The sequence below is a fragment of the Streptomyces sp. NPDC001339 genome (genome assembly GCF_042895955.1).
Classification (GTDB): domain Bacteria; phylum Actinomycetota; class Actinomycetes; order Streptomycetales; family Streptomycetaceae; genus Streptomyces.
Map to the genome: position 1 here is coordinate 1 of NZ_JBIAWT010000001.1, position 17,126 is coordinate 17,126.

12 protein-coding genes and 1 rRNA gene are annotated in these 17,126 nt (G+C 69.0%); 3 read left to right on the plus strand and 10 right to left on the minus strand.

Annotated features, from left to right (window positions below; genetic code table 11):
• From ACFY12_RS00005 to thyX, 4 genes are all read right to left on the minus strand, one after another.
• Positions 1–93 (minus strand): 16S ribosomal RNA (locus ACFY12_RS00005); the annotation flags it as partial.
• A gap of 595 nt (positions 94–688) precedes the next feature.
• Positions 689–2,374, minus strand: coding sequence for a ribonuclease J (locus tag ACFY12_RS00010; protein ID WP_390713403.1), 1,686 nt, complete (start codon positions 2,372–2,374; stop codon positions 689–691).
• Positions 2,375–2,487: 113 nt separating this feature from the next.
• Entirely contained in the window at positions 2,488–3,387 is a 900-nt protein-coding gene (dapA, locus tag ACFY12_RS00015) for a 4-hydroxy-tetrahydrodipicolinate synthase (protein ID WP_390713404.1), read from the minus strand.
• Positions 3,388–3,583: 196 nt separating this feature from the next.
• Positions 3,584–4,351, minus strand: coding sequence for an FAD-dependent thymidylate synthase (gene thyX / locus ACFY12_RS00020; RefSeq protein WP_390713405.1), 768 nt, complete (start codon positions 4,349–4,351; stop codon positions 3,584–3,586).
• A gap of 232 nt (positions 4,352–4,583) precedes the next feature.
• Here thyX and ACFY12_RS00025 point away from each other — a divergent pair, with 232 nt between their 5' ends.
• Positions 4,584–4,823 carry a hypothetical protein gene (locus ACFY12_RS00025; RefSeq protein ID WP_390713406.1) on the plus strand — a complete coding sequence of 80 codons (240 nt, stop codon included), beginning with the start codon at positions 4,584–4,586 and terminating at the stop codon, positions 4,821–4,823.
• 127 nt (positions 4,824–4,950) lie between these two features.
• Complete coding sequence (locus tag ACFY12_RS00030; protein ID WP_390713407.1) at positions 4,951–5,502, plus strand: hypothetical protein; 552 nt, start codon at positions 4,951–4,953, stop codon at positions 5,500–5,502.
• Positions 5,503–5,813: 311 nt separating this feature from the next.
• Here the strand turns inward: ACFY12_RS00030 and ACFY12_RS00035 are convergent, their stop codons facing one another.
• The 6 genes from ACFY12_RS00035 to eccD form a co-directional block, all read right to left on the minus strand.
• The gene (locus tag ACFY12_RS00035; protein ID WP_390713408.1) at positions 5,814–6,260 is read right to left on the minus strand and encodes a hypothetical protein; all 447 of its coding nucleotides are present in this window, start codon (positions 6,258–6,260) and stop codon (positions 5,814–5,816) included.
• Positions 6,261–6,274: 14 nt separating this feature from the next.
• Positions 6,275–7,027, minus strand: a complete 753-nt coding sequence (gene dapB / locus ACFY12_RS00040) for a 4-hydroxy-tetrahydrodipicolinate reductase (RefSeq protein ID WP_390713409.1) — start codon at positions 7,025–7,027, stop codon at positions 6,275–6,277.
• Between the two features lie 65 nt (positions 7,028–7,092).
• Positions 7,093–8,472, minus strand: coding sequence for a M16 family metallopeptidase (locus tag ACFY12_RS00045; protein WP_390713410.1), 1,380 nt, complete (start codon positions 8,470–8,472; stop codon positions 7,093–7,095).
• The gene (locus tag ACFY12_RS00050) at positions 8,469–10,697 is read right to left on the minus strand and encodes a polyribonucleotide nucleotidyltransferase (RefSeq protein WP_390713411.1); all 2,229 of its coding nucleotides are present in this window, start codon (positions 10,695–10,697) and stop codon (positions 8,469–8,471) included. Before ACFY12_RS00050 ends, ACFY12_RS00045 begins: the two co-directional genes overlap by 4 nt.
• A 302-nt stretch (positions 10,698–10,999) precedes the next feature.
• A complete protein-coding gene (rpsO, locus tag ACFY12_RS00055; RefSeq protein WP_030414166.1) occupies positions 11,000–11,287 on the minus strand; it encodes a 30S ribosomal protein S15 in 288 nt (95 codons plus the stop codon).
• 154 nt (positions 11,288–11,441) lie between these two features.
• Positions 11,442–12,902, minus strand: a complete 1,461-nt coding sequence (eccD, locus tag ACFY12_RS00060) for a type VII secretion integral membrane protein EccD (RefSeq protein WP_390713412.1) — start codon at positions 12,900–12,902, stop codon at positions 11,442–11,444.
• Between the two features lie 255 nt (positions 12,903–13,157).
• Between eccD and eccCa the strand changes: the two genes are divergently transcribed.
• Complete coding sequence (gene eccCa, locus ACFY12_RS00065) at positions 13,158–17,117, plus strand: type VII secretion protein EccCa (RefSeq protein ID WP_390713413.1); 3,960 nt, start codon at positions 13,158–13,160, stop codon at positions 17,115–17,117.
• Positions 17,118–17,126 lie beyond the last annotated feature (9 nt).

A 17,126-nucleotide genomic window follows, 5' to 3' on the forward strand; every position in this document is an offset into this window, starting at 1 on the left:
TAATCCACCACCGAAGCGGCTTCATCGTTCGACTTGCATGTGTTAAGCACGCCGCCAGCGTTCGTCCTGAGCCAGGATCAAACTCTCCGTGAATGTTTACCCGTAATCGGGTGACACTCGCGTTGAGCGGAACGACCAGGAGGAATAGTCCCGGTCGTTCACAGCGTCCTCGCTGTGTATTGCCTACCGGCACATCGTGTCGGCAGGACTTTCAAAGGAACCTCATCTCCCGGAAGTTTCCGGTCGACGGGGTATCAACATATCTGGCGTTGACTTTTGGCACGCTGTTGAGTTCTCAAGGAACGGACGCTTCCTTCGGCCACCCTCTCGGGCTTCCTCCGGGCGCTTCCCTTCGGTCTTGCGTTTCCGACTCTATCAGACCCTCGCGGCTCCGATTTTCGCCGGTGCGATTCGGCCTTCCGGCCTCTTCGCGATTCCGACTTTAGCAGATCCGGATCCTCTTCGGATCCGGCTCCGATTTCCGTCGGAGGGGGTTTGCCTTTCGGCTGATCCGACTTTATCAGATTTCTCTGGGTCAGAATTCCGCCCGCTGGCGGGAGGGGCTTCGGGCACACAGGCGTCCGGTGCTTCCCGTTCAGGCGGAGCCGTAAACGTACTGGAGCGGGGCGCCCGGATGCAAATCCAGGCGCCCCGCTCCGACTTGAGTACGGTCGTATGACCCTGTGCGTCAGACCTCGACGACCACGGGGAGGATCATCGGCCGACGCCGGTAGTTGTCCGACACCCACCGGCCGACCGAGCGGCGGATCAGCTGCTGGAGCTGATGCGGTTCGGTGATGCCGTCCTGGGCCGACTTGCTCAGGGCTTCTTCGATCTTGGGGACGACGGCGGAGAAGGCTGCGTCGTCGATGCCGGAGCCACGGGCGTGGATGTCCGGGCCACCGACGATCTTGCCGGTGCCGCTGTCCACGACCACGTAGATCGAGATGATGCCCTCCTCGCCGAGGATGCGGCGGTCCTTGAGGTGCGTCTCGGTGACATCGCCGACCGAGAGGCCGTCGACATAGACGTAGCCGGCCTGGATCTTGCCGGTGATCTTGGCGATGCCGTCGACCATGTCGACCACCACGCCGTCCTCGGCGATGACGATCCGGTCCTTGGGCACGCCGGTCAGGGCGCCCAGTTCCGCGTTGGCGCGCAGATGGCGCCATTCGCCGTGCACCGGCATCAGGTTCTTCGGCTTGCAGATGTTGTAGAAGTACAGCAGCTCGCCGGCCGAGGCGTGGCCCGAGACATGGACCCTGGCATTGCCCTTGTGGACGACGTTGGCGCCCCAACGGGTGAGGCCGTTGATCACGCGGTAGACCGCGTTCTCGTTGCCCGGGATGAGGGACGACGCCAGGATCACCGTGTCGCCCTGGACGATGCGGATCTGGTGGTCGCGATTGGCCATCCGGGAGAGGGCGGCCATCGGCTCCCCCTGGGAGCCCGTGCAGACCAGTACGACCTCGTCGTCGGGGAGGTCGTCGAGGGTCTTGACGTCGACGACCAGACCGGGCGGGACGGTCAGATAGCCCAGCTCACGGGCGATGCCCATGTTGCGGACCATCGAGCGGCCGACGAAGGCGACCCGGCGGCCGTACTCGTGGGCCGCATCGAGGATCTGCTGGATCCGGTGCACATGGCTGGCGAAGCTGGCGACGATGATCCGCTTCTGGGCATTCGCGAAGACCTGGCGGAGGACATTGGAGATGTCGCGCTCCGGCGGGACGAAGCCCGGGACCTCGGCGTTCGTGGAGTCGCTGAGGAGGAGGTCGATGCCTTCCTCGCCGAGCTTCGCGAAGGCCGGGAGGTCGGTGAGGCGGCGGTCCAGCGGGAGCTGGTCCATCTTGAAGTCGCCGGTGTGCACGACCATGCCCGCGGGAGTGCGGATGGCGACGGCCAGGGCGTCCGGGATGGAGTGGTTGACCGCGATGAACTCGCAGTCGAAGGGGCCGAGGCGCTCGCGCTCGCCCTCGGCGACCTCCAGCGTGTACGGCCGGATGCGGTGCTCCTGGAGCTTGGCCTCGATCAGGGCGAGGGTCAGCTTGGAGCCGATGAGGGGGATGTCCGGCTTCTCACGCAGGAGGTAGGGGACGCCGCCGATGTGGTCCTCGTGGCCGTGCGTGAGCACGATGCCGTCGATGTCGTCGAGGCGGTCCCTGATGGACGAGAAGTCCGGCAGGATCAGGTCGATTCCGGGCTGCTCCTCTTCGGGGAAGAGCACTCCGCAGTCGACGATCAGCAGCCGGCCGCCGTACTCGAAGACCGTCATGTTGCGGCCGATCTCGCCGAGGCCGCCGAGCGGGGTGACGCGCAGGCCGCCCTTGGGAAGCTTCGGCGGGGCACCGAGCTCAGGATGCGGATGACTCAAAAGACTCTCCTCACCACACGCGCCACGCTGCCGTCGGGGCACGTGGCGCGCATGACATTCGTGCACTTGCTATATGGCGGTTGTTGGTCCGTATTCAGTTGTGAAGTCTGTGTTCAGAGCTGTACCCCGCCGGCGGCGAGATCGCGCTTGAGCTGCTCGGTCTCCTCGGCCGAGAGCTCGACGAGCGGCAGCCGCAGCGGACCGGCGGGCCGGCCCTGGAGGGCGAGGGCGGCCTTGGTGGTGATCACGCCCTGGGTGCGGAACATACCGGTGAAGACGGGCAGCAGCTTCTGGTGGATCTCGGTGGCCTTGGTGACGTCGCCGTTGAGGTGGGCGTCCAGGAGCGCGCGCAGCTCGGGGGCCACGACATGGCCGACGACGGAGACGAAGCCCACCGCGCCGACCGAGAGCAGCGGGAGGTTGAGCATGTCATCGCCGCTGTACCAGGCCAGGCCGGAGCGGGCGATGGCCCAGCTGGCGCGGCCGAGGTCGCCCTTGGCGTCCTTGTTGGCGACGATCCGGGGGTGTTCGGCCAGGCGGACGAGGGTCTCGGTGTTGATCGGGACGCCGCTGCGGCCGGGGATGTCGTAGAGCATGACCGGCAGGTCGGTGGCGTCCGCGATGGCCGTGAAGTGGCGGAACAGGCCCTCCTGCGGGGGCTTGCTGTAGTACGGCGTCACCGCGAGCAGGCCGTGGGCGCCGGCGTCCTGGGCGGCGCGGGCCAGCTCAAGGCTGTGCCGGGTGTCATTGGTGCTGGCTCCGGCCAGGATGAAGGCACGGTCGCCGACCGCATCGACCACGGCGCGGACCAGCTGTGCTTTCTCCGCGTCGGTGGTGGTCGGGGACTCTCCGGTGGTGCCGTTGAGGACGAGGCCGTCGTTGCCGGCGTCAACCAGTTGGGTGGCGAGCCGCTGCGCGCCGTCCAGATCGAGGGCGCCGTCCGCCGTGAAGGGCGTAACCATGGCGGTGAGCACCCGCCCGAAGGGGGTCTGCGGTGTGGAAGTCGGAGCCATGGGTCCCACGCTACTCGTAGCTCACCACGGGATGCGCCTCCGGGGAGCAGGGATGTGGACTCCGGCACTGCCTGCTCGGGGGTTCAAGCAGTGCCGGGTCCGTTTGTTCAGCCTAGATGAACTTCTTAAAGTGCCGCAATCCGGACACTTCTCACGGTCATCCCGCGCGCGGCGCAGCTGGAGGACGGCCCGGTCCTTACGGAGCGATCCGGCCGTTCGCGTTGAATGCGCCGTACGTGAGCGGCATGAGCGTGGCCCAGTGGGCCTCCATCTGCTCGCCGACCATTTCGATCTCGCGCTGCGGGAACGACGGCACCTTCGCCTGCTCGTGCTGCGTCCGCAGGCCGAGGAAGTGCATCAGCGAGCGGGCGTTGCAGGTCGCGTACATGGAGGAGTAGAGACCGACGGGGAGCACCGCGCGGGCGACCTCGCGGGCGACGCCGGCGGTCAGCATCTCCTGGTACGCGTCGTACGCCTGGCGGTAGGAATCCTGCATCGCACGGCCGGTCAGCTCATGCTGCGCCTGGGTGCCCTCGACGAACTCGTACTTGCCGGGGCGGCCCTGCTGGACGAGCTTGCGGGACTCCCCGGGGACGTAGAAGACCGGCTCCAGCTGGCGGTAGCGGCCGGACTCCTCGTTGTACGACCAGCCGACGCGGTGCCGCATGAACTCGCGGAAGACGAAGATCGGCGCGCTGATGAAGAAGGTCATGGAGTTGTGCTCGAACGGGCTGCCGTGCCGGTCCCGCATCAGGTAGTTGATCAGGCCCTTGGAGCGCTCCGGATCCTTCTGGAGCTCCTCCAGGGACTGTTCGCCGGCCGTGGAGACCCGGGCCGCCCACAGCACGTCGCTGTCCGCGGCGCTGTGTTTGACCAGCTCGACCGTCACCTCGCTCCGGAAGCGGACGGTTGTGTCCTCGGCGGACTCAGCGCTCTCGGGGCTGTCGGCGGGGGTAGGGGACACCGGCGGTTCCTTCCGTTCGATCCTCGTGCGCGACCAGCCTACGGCCCGCCACTGACAGTCCAGTAAATGCGGCGTAATGCCACGTTGACCGCATATCGGGCGCTCCACGGCAGGGCTGCGGAGCGGGAGTTGACATTTTTCACAGAGGTCTCGGAAAACGGGCACCAATCGGGCGCCACAGACGTCTATCCCTGTGACAGTGCCCACTTCGAGGTTCCTAGGAGAGCCCCTCATGTTCCGCCGGCGAGAACCCGTCCCGTTCGCCTTCCTTGCCGAGGCAGACCGGTTCCGCAGCAATATCACTCCCCCGCCGCGCCAGCGCATGTCCCGCGTGCAGCTCGTCGGCCAGTCACTGATCACCCTGACCGTCGTGGGCGGCCTCGCCGGCGCCCTGCTGTTCGGCGTTCCCGCGCTGCAGCAGGACAGCTCCACGTCGAATCGGGTGCATCACTCCGAGGCCGCCCGTCGCTGAGCGGCCGGGGCACGCGGGGCGGTGCGAGCGGAGTGGTTCCGTCTCTCCCGTACCGATAACCTCACCGGTCACAGCTTCCGTCAGCACCTCCCCCTGTGTGCTGCGCAGCCCCGAGTGAGGATCAGCCGTGCCCCTGCCCTTTCTGACGGCCGACCGCGAGCTCGCCGACCGTGCCGCGGAATCGGCCGCGCTACCGCACGACGAGCCCGACCACTGGCGCCGTCCCTACCGCCCCGGACCATGGCGTGTAGGGACGGCGGCAATGTTTCTGCTGCTCGCGTCGTTCGTCCTGCTCTCCGCGATGATCATCGCGATGGCCGGTTCGCTGCCCGGAGCGCTGGCCGCCGCCGCGGGGGGAGCCCTGGCGATCGCCTTCGCACTGCGCCTGCTGCGGGTGGGCGTCTGGGTCAGCGCGCAGGGCCTGCGGCAGGTGAACCTGCTGCGGACGACGACCGAGCCCTGGCACGCCCTCGCATCGGTGCGGACGCGCCAGCAGCCGGTGCGCTGGCTGGGGCTGCCGCGGACCGTACAGGGTCAGGCACTGATCGTCGAGCGCCGGCACGGCGCCCCACTGCGGGCCCTGGTGACCGACCACAGCGCCGACTTCCTCGCCCGCCCGGCGGCATTCGAACAGGCGGCGGACGTTCTGGAGGCCTGGGCAGCGGAGTATCGCCCCTAGGGGACGGTCGAACAGATCCCCTAAGGGTTCGGAGCCCCCCTGCGAGGCCACAACCGGGCGGGGGCGGGAGGTATTCCCGGGAAACCCCACGGGAGGTGTTCCGGGTGGACGGGGAGGCCCGGTCGGGCGGGAATCCCCGTGGTCAGGGGGCCCGGTGAGGGGGGAATCCTCGTGGCTCGGATGGCAATCCCGTGACCAGACGAGAATCCCCGTGGTCGGGCCGAAATCTCCGTGGTCGGACGGGAATCCCCGTGGTCAGGGACCCGGTCCCCGTGATCAAGGGCCCGGTGAGGGGGCGGGAATCCCGGTGGCTACCGGGCTCCGGTGTCGTGGAGGGTGATGGCTCGTTGCATGGCCTTGCGGGCGCGGGGGGTGTCGCGGGCGTCGTGGTAGGCGACGGCGAGGCGGAACCAGGTGCGCCAGTCGGCCGGGGACGCTTCGGTTTCGGCCTGGCGCCGGGCGAAGACCTCGTCGGCGGCGTCCCGGTCGATGCGGCCGCCGGGCGTCCGCGTCAGGTCGTCGGCCGGCAGGCCGCCCTCGGCCTCCAGCTCGTGTGCCAGCCGGTGGGCGTCCCGCGCGAAGCGGGTGTTGCGCCACAGGAACCACGCCCCGATGAAGGGCAGGACGAAGGCCACCGCGCCCATGCCCATGGCGGCCGGCTCGCCGGTGAGGAGCAGCAGTACGCCCTCCAGCGCCACCACGCCGAAGACGATCACCAGCACGGTGGCGAGGAAGAAGTACGTGATCTTTCCGCCCATGACTGCCGTCGGCCTCAGTCCAGATCGAGGAAGTTTTCCAGGCCCACGGTCAGGCCCGGAGCGGTCACCACACGGCGCACACCGAGCAGGATGCCCGGCATGAAGCTGCTGTGGTGGAGGGAGTCGTGGCGGAGGGTGAGGGTCTCGCCCTCGCCGCCGAGCAGGACCTCCTGGTGGGCGAGGAGGCCGCGGAGGCGTACGGAGTGGACCGGGACGCCGTCCACGTCCGCGCCGCGCGCGCCGTCCAGGGCCGTCACCGTGGCATCCGGCTGCGGGGCGCAGCCGGCGTCCTGACGGGCCTTGGCGATCAGCTGGGCGGTGCGGGCGGCGGTGCCGGACGGGGCGTCCGCCTTCTTCGGGTGGTGCAGCTCGATGACCTCGACCGACTCGAAGAAGCGCGCCGCCTGCTGGGCGAACCGCATGGTGAGGACCGCGCCGATGGAGAAGTTCGGGGCGATCAGCACGCCGGTCTCCGGTGCGGCGGCGAGCGAGGTGCGCAGCTGCGCGAGGCGTTCGTCGGTCCAGCCGGTGGTGCCGACCACCGCGTGGATGCCGTGGCGCACGCAGAAGTCGAGGTTGCCCATGACCGAGGCGGGGGTGGTCAGCTCGACGGCGACCTGGGCGCCGGCCTCGACCAGCGTCTCCAGCTTGTCGCCGCGGCCGAGGGCTGCCACCAGCTCCATGTCCTCGGCGGCCTCGACGGCCCGTACGGCCTCGGAGCCGATGCGCCCCTGGGCTCCGAGTACGGCCACGCGCAGCTTGCTCATCGTTTCCAGTCCTTCGTTCGGTGGTACGGACGGGGGCGGGGTGGAACGGCCCTGGAGAGCCTCGGCTAGGCGACGATGTCGTCCAGGCGGGCCGTCTGCCGGTCCTTGAGGGGGCCGATGACGGAGAGCGAGGGGCGACGGCCCAGGATGTCGCGGGCCACCTCACGCACCTCGTCGGGGGTGACGGCCGCTATCCGGGTGAGCATCTCGTCGACCGACATCTGCTCGCCCCAGCACAGTTCGCTCTTGCCGATGCGGTGCATCAGCGCGCCGGTGTCCTCCAGGCCGAGAACGGTGGATCCGCGCAGCTGGCCGATCGCCCGGTGGATCTCGTCGTCGCTGAGGCCGTGCGCCGCCACGTGGTCCAGTTCGTCCCGGCAGATCTTGAGGACGTCGGACACCTGGCTGGGGCGGCAGCCCGCGTAGACGCCGAAGAGCCCGCAGTCGGCGAAGCCGGAGGTGTACGAGTACACGCTGTAGGCCAGGCCGCGCTTCTCGCGGACCTCCTGGAAGAGGCGGGAGGACATGCCCCCGCCCAGGGCGGTGTTCAGGACGCCCATGGCCCAGCGGCGGTCGTCGGTACGCGCGATACCGGGCATGCCGAGGATGACGTGGGCCTGCTCGGTCCGGCGGTTGAGCAGCCCGACCCGGCCGGCGGTGCGGAGGGCGCGGGTGCCCGAGCGCGGGGCGATCGGGGTGGCGTCCGTCCGGTGCAGGGCCCCGGCCTGCTCGAAGGCGCGGCGGACCTGGCGGACGACCTTGGCGTGGTCGACGTTGCCGGCGGCCGTGACGACGAGGTGGGTGGGGTCGTAGTGCCTCTTGTAGAAGCGCCGGATGCGTTCGGGCGTGAGGGCGTTGACGGTGTCGACGGTGCCCAGTACGGGGCGGCCGAGCGGGGTGTCGCCGAGCATGGTGTGCGCGAAGAGATCGTGCACGCAGTCGCCCGGGTCGTCCTCGGTCATCGCGATCTCTTCGAGGATGACGCCGCGCTCGGCGTCCACGTCCTCGGCCTCGATCAGCGAGCCGGTGAGCATGTCGCAGACGACGTCGATGGCGAGCGGGAGGTCGGTGTCGAGTACCCGTGCGTAGTAGCAGGTGTACTCCTTGGCCGTGAAGGCGTTCATCTCGCCGCCGACCGCGTCGATGGCGGCGGAGATGTCCAGCGCGCTGCGCCGCTCGGTGCCCTTGAAGAGCAGGTGCTCCAGGTAGTGCGTGGCACCGTTGAGCGACGGGGTCTCGTCGCGGGAGCCGACGTGCGCCCAGATCCCGAAGGTGACCGAGCGGACCGACGGCAGGGTCTCGGTGACGACGCGCAGACCGCCGGGGAGGGTGGTGCGGCGGACCGTGCCGGCACCGGCGGTGCCCTTGAGAAGCGTTTGGGTACGGGCGACGGCCCGCCCCTCCTGGGAGGGGCGGGCCGTCGTCCTGTGCGTACGGGACGTCACTTGTCGGCGTCGTCCTTCTTGTCGTCCTTGCTGTCCGCGGCGTCCTCGCCCTCGATCACGGGGATCAGGGAGAGCTTGCCGCGCTGGTCGATCTCGGCGATCTCGACCTGGACCTTGGCGCCCACCGCGAGCACGTCCTCGACGTTCTCCACGCGCTTGCCGCCGGCCAGCTTGCGGATCTGCGAGATGTGCAGCAGGCCGTCCTTGCCCGGAAGCAGGGAGACGAATGCACCGAAGGTGGTGGTCTTGACGACCGTGCCCAGGTAGCGCTCGCCGACCTCGGGCATGGTCGGGTTGGCGATGCCGTTGATCGTGGCGCGGGCGGCCTCGGCGGCCGGGCCGTCGGCGGCACCGATGTAGATGGTGCCGTCGTCCTCGATCGTGATGTCGGCGCCGGTGTCCTCCTGGATCTGGTTGATCATCTTGCCCTTGGGGCCGATGACCTCGCCGATCTTGTCCACCGGGATCTTGACGGTGATGATCCGCGGCGCGTTCGGGGACATCTCGTCCGGAACGTCGATCGCCTCGTTCATCACGTCCAGGATGTGCAGGCGGGCGTCGCGGGCCTGCTTCAGGGCGGCGGCCAGGACGGAGGCCGGGATGCCGTCCAGCTTGGTGTCGAGCTGCAGCGCGGTGACGAACTGCTTGGTACCGGCGACCTTGAAGTCCATGTCACCGAAGGCGTCCTCCGCACCGAGGATGTCGGTGAGGGTGACGTAGTGGGTCTCGCCGTCGATCTCCTGGGAGATCAGGCCCATGGCGATACCGGCGACGGCGGCCTTGAGCGGCACACCGGCGTTCAGCATCGACATGGTGGAGGCGCAGACCGAGCCCATGGACGTCGAGCCGTTGGACCCGAGGGCCTCGGAGACCTGACGGATCGCGTAGGGGAACTCCTCGCGGGTGGGCAGCACCGGCGTCAGCGCGCGCTCGGCGAGGGCACCGTGGCCGATCTCGCGCCGCTTGGGGGAGCCGACGCGGCCGGTCTCGCCGGTGGAGTAGGGCGGGAAGTTGTAGTTGTGCATGTAGCGCTTGCGGGTCACCGGGGAGAGGGTGTCCAGCTGCTGCTCCATGCGGAGCATGTTGAGGGTGGTGACGCCCAGGATCTGGGTCTCGCCACGCTCGAACAGGGCGGAGCCGTGCACCCGCGGGATCGCCTCGACCTCGGCGGCGAGCGTACGGATGTCCGTCACGCCACGGCCGTCGATGCGCTTCTTCTCCTTGATGACGCGCTCGCGGACCAGGGTCTTGGTCAGGGAGCGGTACGCGGCGGAGATCTCCTTCTCGCGGCCCTCGAACTCCGGCAGCAGCTTCTCGGCGGCCAGGCCCTTGACGCGGTCCAGCTCGGTCTCGCGCTCCTGCTTGCCGGCGATGGTCAGCGCCTGGGCGAGCTCGTCCTTGACGGCCTTGGTGAGGGCCTCCAGGACGTCGTCCTGGTAGTCGAGGAAGATCGGGAACTCGCCGACCGGCTTGGCGGCCTTGGCGGCGAGGTCCGACTGCGCCTTGCAGAGGACCTTGATGAACGGCTTCGCGGCCTCGAGACCGGCGGCGACGACCTCCTCGGTGGGGGCCTCGGCGCCGTCCTTGACGAGCTGGATGGTCTTCTCGGTGGCCTCGGCCTCGACCATCATGATCGCGACGTCGCCGTCCGGCAGGACACGGCCGGCCACGACCATGTCGAAGACGGCGTCCTCCAGCTCGGTGTGGGTCGGGAAGGCGACCCACTGGCCCTTGATCAGGGCGACGCGGGTGCCGCCGATCGGGCCGGAGAAGGGCAGGCCGGCCAGCTGCGTGGAGCAGGAGGCGGCGTTGATGGCGACCACGTCGTAGAGGTGGTCGGGGTTGAGCGCCATGATCGTCTCGACGATCTGGATCTCGTTGCGCAGGCCCTTCTTGAAGGACGGGCGCAGCGGTCGGTCGATCAGGCGGCAGGTGAGGATGGCGTCCTCGGAGGGGCGGCCCTCACGACGGAAGAAGGAGCCGGGGATCTTCCCGGCTGCGTACATCCGCTCCTCGACGTCGACGGTCAGCGGGAAGAAGTCCAGCTGGTCCTTCGGGTTCTTGGAGGCGGTGGTGGCCGACAGCACCATGGTGTCGTCGTCCAGGTACGCGACGGCGGAACCCGCGGCCTGCTTGGCCAGGCGGCCCGTCTCGAAGCGGATGGTGCGGGTGCCGAAAGCGCCGTTGTCGATCACGGCTTCGGCGTAGTGGGTCTCGTTCTCCACCAGGAATATCTCCTCGTCTGCGTCCGCTGCCCGTATGGCGGCGGACCGTCTTCGGTGGAGCGCCGGTGCGGGCCGGTCTTCGATCGAAGCACCCGGAGTGATGACGCCTGGGTCACAGGGATCGTCCGGGGGCCACTACCGAGGACCGGCGGCCAGGAGGCGCTCCTACCGCGTTCACTTTTGCGATATGGCACCAGACTACAAAGCTTCCGTCCACCGTGAGAGGGCGAAGGAGTCCAGTGCGTACGGCAAAGGGAGCGGCCCCCGGTGGGAACCGCTCCCTCTGCGGCGCTTTTTACGGGTTACTTGGCGCCCGCCGCGCCGCGGCGGATGCCCAGGCGCTCGACCAGCGCACGGAAGCGCGTGATGTCCTTCTTCGCCAGGTACTGCAGCAGGCGGCGGCGCTGGCCGACGAGCAGCAGCAGACCACGGCGGGAGTGGTGGTCGTGCTTGTGGGTCTTGAGGTGCTCGGTCAGGTCCGAGATGCGGCGGGAGAGCAGCGCGACCTGCACCTCGGGGGAGCCGGTGTCACCCTCCTTGGTGGCGAACTCGGCCATGATCTGCTTCTTGGTAGCGGCGTCGAGCGACACGCGGTACTCCTCGGGGTTACGGACCGTCGAGCGCCCCTGGTCTGCTTCACAGGGAGTTCTTGGATGACTCGGCCGGGCCGTCACACAGCGTACCAGCTGGAAACGGCCCCCCGACCAGGTGGTCGGAGGGCCGCAGAGCGTAAGGGGCGGAGCTCTAGGCGGTGAGGCCGCGCACCGTGGCGTAGACGTCCAGGACTGCCAGGCAGAGCGGCACCAGGGACAGCAGGACCACACCGTCGAAGAGGTCGAAGATCCGGCCCCAGAAGGGGGTGACGCCCTTGCGCGGGACGATCAGGCCGACGCCGACCAGGAGGGCGGCGCCCAGGGCGATGCTGCTGGAGAACCAGACGGTGCGGATGTTCAGCGGGCCGGCGTCCTGGTACTGGAGCAGCTGGACGAAGATGTCCTGCGGCGGGTGCAGGGTGATGCCCAGGATCAGCAGGACGATGGTGAGGATGCCGGCGATGGTCAGGCAGGCGACCTGCGCGGTGTAGTCGAAGAGCCGGGCGCGCAGCATGATCGTGATGCCGGCGGCCATCGCCAGCAGCTGGGCCCACATGTTGTCGGAGAAGCCGAGGACGACACCGGCGGAGCCCACGACCAGGGCGGAGCAGCCCGCGACGAGGCCGAGGAGCAGCTCGTGGCCGCGCTTGGCCTGGTTGCCGATCTTGATGAAGTCGACGGACTCGGTCTCGCCGCCGCTCTCCAGGGAGCCCTTGGCGATCTGGTCGGGCGACCGGTAGCCGATGGGCAGCCGGGCGAAGCGGGCGGAGAGGCCGGGCAGCCAGGCGACCAGGGCGATGGAGACGACGGCGGTGACGGCGGCGACCTCGCGGGGCTCGGCCTCGGTGAGGATCGCGGCGAAGACCGCGAGGGTGCCGATGGCGGAGAGGAACGCGGCGGCGACGAAGGGGGCGTCCCCGCGCGGCAGCAGGACGACCAGGAGGACCGAGGCGATCAGTACGGTCACACAGCCGACCAGGAGGTGCAGCCGGCCGGGGCCGGAGCCGGCCTCGACGGGGAAGATGCCGGAGCCGGCGATCAGCAGGTGCGGCAGTGCGGACAGGCCGAGTGCGATGGACGAGCCGTGGTCGTCGTAGACCCGGGCGCGGATGCCGGCCAGCGCGACCAGGACGATGCCGACGACGCCGGCGATGATGCCGGGCAGGCGGTGCATATCGCGGTCGACCGGATTCGAGAACCACAGTGCGAACGCCATCATGACGAGCAGCAGCACACCGGCGGTGAGGCCGACGAGGTGCATGAGGTCGTCGCTCCAGCGGCTGCGGTTGCGCTTGACCGCGGAGGCGACGGCGTCGGAGACGTCGTCGAAGACCGGGAGCGGCAGCGACTCGGCGAAGGGCTTCAGCAGCAGCAGGTCTCCGTCGAGGATCTGCTGCTGGGCGAGTGACTGCCCGGCGTCGAGGACCGTGCCGTCGCGGCGTACGAGGTGGTAGCCGGTGGGTGCGCCTTCCGCCTGGGACTGCCCGGAAAGCCGCAGGATCTCCGGATAAATGTCGACGAGTGCGACATCCTCCGGCAGAGCCACGTCGATCCGTGCGTCGGGCGCGGCGACTGTGACCCGGCAAAAGCCGGTGCCCGTGCTCGTGCTCACCTGGCGGTTCCCCCTATCCGTTGGGCGTTTTGTCGCTTCGCGCGCCGTATATATAGAGCCGTCACTTCAGGACTGCGGCACGCTTGCGAGGCGTCAGCGTACCGTCCAATTAGGCGACCGCCCCACCCACCCCGAGACTTGACGGTTGACAGTAGGATCAACGCCTGGTTCGGGCCAAGTACTTGGCCCGGGGGGACCGTCGAATCCAACGGGGGCGGTCCGAGACTGCGAGATGCATGAAGGACTGATGCCTCGGTGAGCGTTGTCATCGTCAAGCGCCCGCCCCGCGCGCTGCCACCCGAAGTCCCCTCGGAGGAGGTGACACTTGAGGCGCCGCCCGAGCTGCCCCGTGAGGGCGAGCCGGACAACCTCTTCATGACCTTTATGCCCATGATGGGTATGGCCGGTTCCGCCGGTTTCCTCTTCATGGGCAACCAGCCGTTCATGAAAATCATGGGCGGCTTTATGGTGGCGTCCACTCTGGCAATGGCGATCTTGCAGATCGTCAAGGCGCGGCAAGGTCCTTCCGGACAAATGCTTCAGGAGCGCCAGGATTACCTCAAGTACCTTGCGCAGAAGCGAAAGGAAGTCCGGCGCACCGCCCGTAAACAGCGGGACGCGCAGCTTTTCACCCATCCCGATCCGAGCCAGCTGTGGTCCGTCGTCGCCGAGCGCAAGCGGGTGTGGGAGCGCCGGGCGAGCGACCCCGACTTCGGGCAGGTACGCCTCGGGCTCGGGCCGCAGCAGCTGGCCACCCCGCTGCGGGCTCCGGAGACCGCCCCGGTCGACGAGCTGGAACCGCTCACCGCGCATGCGATGAAGGAGTTCCTCGACAAGCACGGGCACCTGGACGACCTGCCGCTCGCCATCTCGCTGCGCGCCTTCTACCACCTCACCGTCTCCGGTGACGCGGACACGGTCTACGGCACGTCCCGGGCCGTCATCGCCCAGCTGTGCACGCTGCACTCCCCCGAGGACCTGGTCGTGGCGGTCGTCACGGCGCCCGGCGCGGCGGCGGAGTGGGAGTGGACGAAGTGGCTGCCGCACGTACAGGACAAGACCACGGACGGCGCGGGCAGCCGCCGGCTGGTCGTCGGCGACCTCGGTGAGATCGAGGAGCTGCTGGCGGACGAGCTGGACGGCCGCGGGCGGTTCAACCCGCAGGGCACGCCGGTCAGCGACACCCCGCATGTGGTGATCGTGCTCGACGGCGGCGAGGTGCCGATGGACTCGGTGATCGCCGGGGCCGAGGGCCTGCAGGGCGTCACCATCCTGGAGGTCGTACCGGGCGATCTGGACGAGATCCGCGGCGGTCTCGCGATCCAGGTGTCGCCGGGCAAGCTGGTGCTGGAGTCGGCCGGCGGCGCGGTCTACCACGGTGTCTGCGACACCCTGTCGATCGCCGAGTCGGAGGCGCTGGCGCGTCAGCTGGCCCCGCTGCGGGCGGGTGCGGGCGCGGACGGCGAGGAGCCGCTGCTCTCCGCCCTGGACTTCACCGACCTGCTCAACATCGGCGACGCCGGCGCTCTGGACGTGTCGCGCACCTGGCGTCCCCGGACGCTGGCCGAGCGGCTGCGCGTCCCCATCGGTGTCGACCGCGACGGCCAGCCGGTCATGCTGGACATCAAGGAAGCCTCGCAGCAGGGCATGGGCCCGCACGGCCTGTGTGTCGGTGCGACCGGTTCCGGTAAGTCCGAGGTGCTGCGCACCCTGGTGCTCGCGCTCGCGGTGACGCACTCCTCGGAGACGCTGAACTTCATCCTCGCGGACTTCAAGGGCGGCGCCACCTTCACCGGTATGTCGGAGATGCCGCACGTCGCGGCGGTCATCACCAACCTCGGCGAGGACGTCACGCTGATCGACCGCATGCGCGACTCGATCACCGGTGAGCTCCAGCGCCGTCAGGAGCTGCTGCGCTCCGCGGGCAACTACGCCAACATCACCGACTACGAGAAGGCGCGTGCGGCGGGTGCCCCGCTGGACCCGCTGCCGTCGCTGGTGATGATCATCGACGAGTTCTCCGAGCTGCTCGCCGCCAAGCCCGACTTCATTGAGATGTTCATCCAGATCGGCCGGATCGGCCGTTCGATGGGTGTGCACATGCTGCTCGCCTCGCAGCGCCTGGAGGAGGGCAAGCTGCGCGGTCTGGACACGTTCCTCTCGTACCGGCTGGGGCTGCGGACCTTCTCCGCGGCCGAGTCCCGTACCGCGATCGGTGTCCCGGACGCCTACCACCTGCCGAACGTCCCCGGCTCCGGCATCCTGAAGTACGACACCGAGACGATGGTCCAGTTCAAGGCCGCGTACGTCTCCGGTACCTATCGCGGTCCGGGTGGCGGCAACGGCCGTGGCGGCAACGGCGGCCGGTCGATGCGGATGCCGGTGCCGTTCACCGCGGCCCCGGTCGTCGAGCAGATCATCGAGGAGCCGGTCGTCGAGGCGGCCGAGCCCGAGATCGACGACGCGCTCGCCGACACCGTGCTGGACGTCATGGTCCAGCGGATGCAGGGCCAGGGCCCGCCGGCGCACCAGGTGTGGCTGCCGCCGCTGGACGAGTCGCCGACCGTCAACCAGCTGCTGCCGGCCCTCGCGGTCACGCCCGAGCGGGGTGTGCACGCGCCGGAGTACACCGCGCTCGGCAAGCTCGTGGTGCCGGTCGCGCTGGTGGACAAGCCGTTCGAGCAGCGGCGCGACGTGATGTACCTGGACTTCTCCGCCGGTGCCGGTCACGGCCTGGTCGTGGGTGGTCCGCAGTCCGGCAAGTCGACCCTGATCCGGTCCGCCATCGCGGCGTTCGCGCTCACCCACACCCCGTCCGAAGTGCAGTTCTACTGCCTCGACTTCGGCGGCGGCGGCATGCTGACGATGGAGGACCTGCCGCACGTCGGCGGTGTCGCCTCGCGTCTGGACGCGGAGAAGGTCCGCCGTACGGTCGCCGAGGTCGTCGGCATCCTCAACCAGCGCGAGGAGTTCTTCCGGGCCAACAACATCGATTCGATCTCGACGTACCGCCAGCGGCGGGCCGCGGGCGCCTTCCCCGACGAGAAGTGGGGCGACGTCTTCCTGATCATCGATGGCTGGGCGACGTTCAAGACCGACTACGAGCAGCTGGATCCGGTGATCCTGGACATCGCCGCCCGCGGTCTCGGTTTCGGTGTCCACCTCATCCTCGGTGCCTCCCGCTACACCGAGGTTCGGCCGGCGCTGCGCGACCAGCTCCTCAACCGTGTGGAGCTGCGCCTGGGCGACCCGATGGAGTCGGAGTTCGACCGCAAGCGCGCGGAGAACGTCCCGATGGGCCGGCCCGGCCGCGGTCTGTCCCCGGAGAAGCTCGACTTCCTCTCGGCGCTGCCGCGCCTGGACGGGATGAGCGACCCGGAGACGATCAGCGACGGCATCGCGAACCTGGTGGCGACGGTCAACGAGCACTGGCAGGGCGAGCCCGCCCCCAAGGTGCGGATGCTGCCGACGCTGCTGCACGTCAACGAGCTGCCCAAGGGCAGCGACTACCCGGAGCACGGCATCGCGATCGGTGTCGACGAGACCACGCTGTCGCCGGCGTTCATCGACTTCGAGACCGACCCGCTGCTGGTCATCTACGGCGAGAGCGAGTCCGGGAAGTCGTCCCTGCTGCGTCTGCTGGCCCGGCAGATCGCCGACCGGTACGCGTCCGACAAGGCGCTCATGGTGGTCGGCGACTACCGCCGCGCCATGCTCGGCGAGCTCCCCGACAGCCATGTGTACAAGTACTGCGCCGCGGGCCCGCAGCTCCAGGAGGTCATCAGCGGCCTGGCCGGTTCGCTCGGCCGCCGGATGCCCGGGCCGGACGTCACGCCGGAGCAGCTGCGCAACCGCAGCTGGTACGACCTGCCGGACGCGTTCGTCATCGTCGACGACTACGACCTGGTGGCGACCAGCAGCGGCAACCCGCTCCAGCCGCTGGTCGAGTACCTGCCGTTCGCACGTGACGTGGGTCTGCGCCTGATCATCGCGCGCAGCTCCTCGGGCGCCGGACGGTCCTCGTTCGAGCCGGTGATGCAGCGCACCAAGGAGCTCGGCGCGCAGGGCCTGATCCTCTCCGCCGACCCGGCCGAGGGCCCGCTGATGGGCAACATCAAGGGCCAGTCACTGACGCCGGGACGGGCCACGTTCATCACGCGCAAGCGGGGTGCACAGCTGGTCCAGACGGGGTGGCTGCCGGGGCAGGGGCAGTAGTCGGTAACC

Coding starts and splice junctions, on each gene's coding strand:
- dapA (WP_390713404.1), bottom strand. CDS start 3,387: ATGGCTCCGACTTCCACACCGCAGACCCCCTTCGGGCGGGTGCTCACC.
- ACFY12_RS00025 (WP_390713406.1), top strand. CDS start 4,584: ATGTTCCGCCGGCGAGAACCCGTCCCGTTCGCCTTCCTTGCCGAGGCA.
- ACFY12_RS00035 (WP_390713408.1), bottom strand. CDS start 6,260: ATGGGCGGAAAGATCACGTACTTCTTCCTCGCCACCGTGCTGGTGATC.
- dapB (WP_390713409.1), bottom strand. CDS start 7,027: ATGAGCAAGCTGCGCGTGGCCGTACTCGGAGCCCAGGGGCGCATCGGC.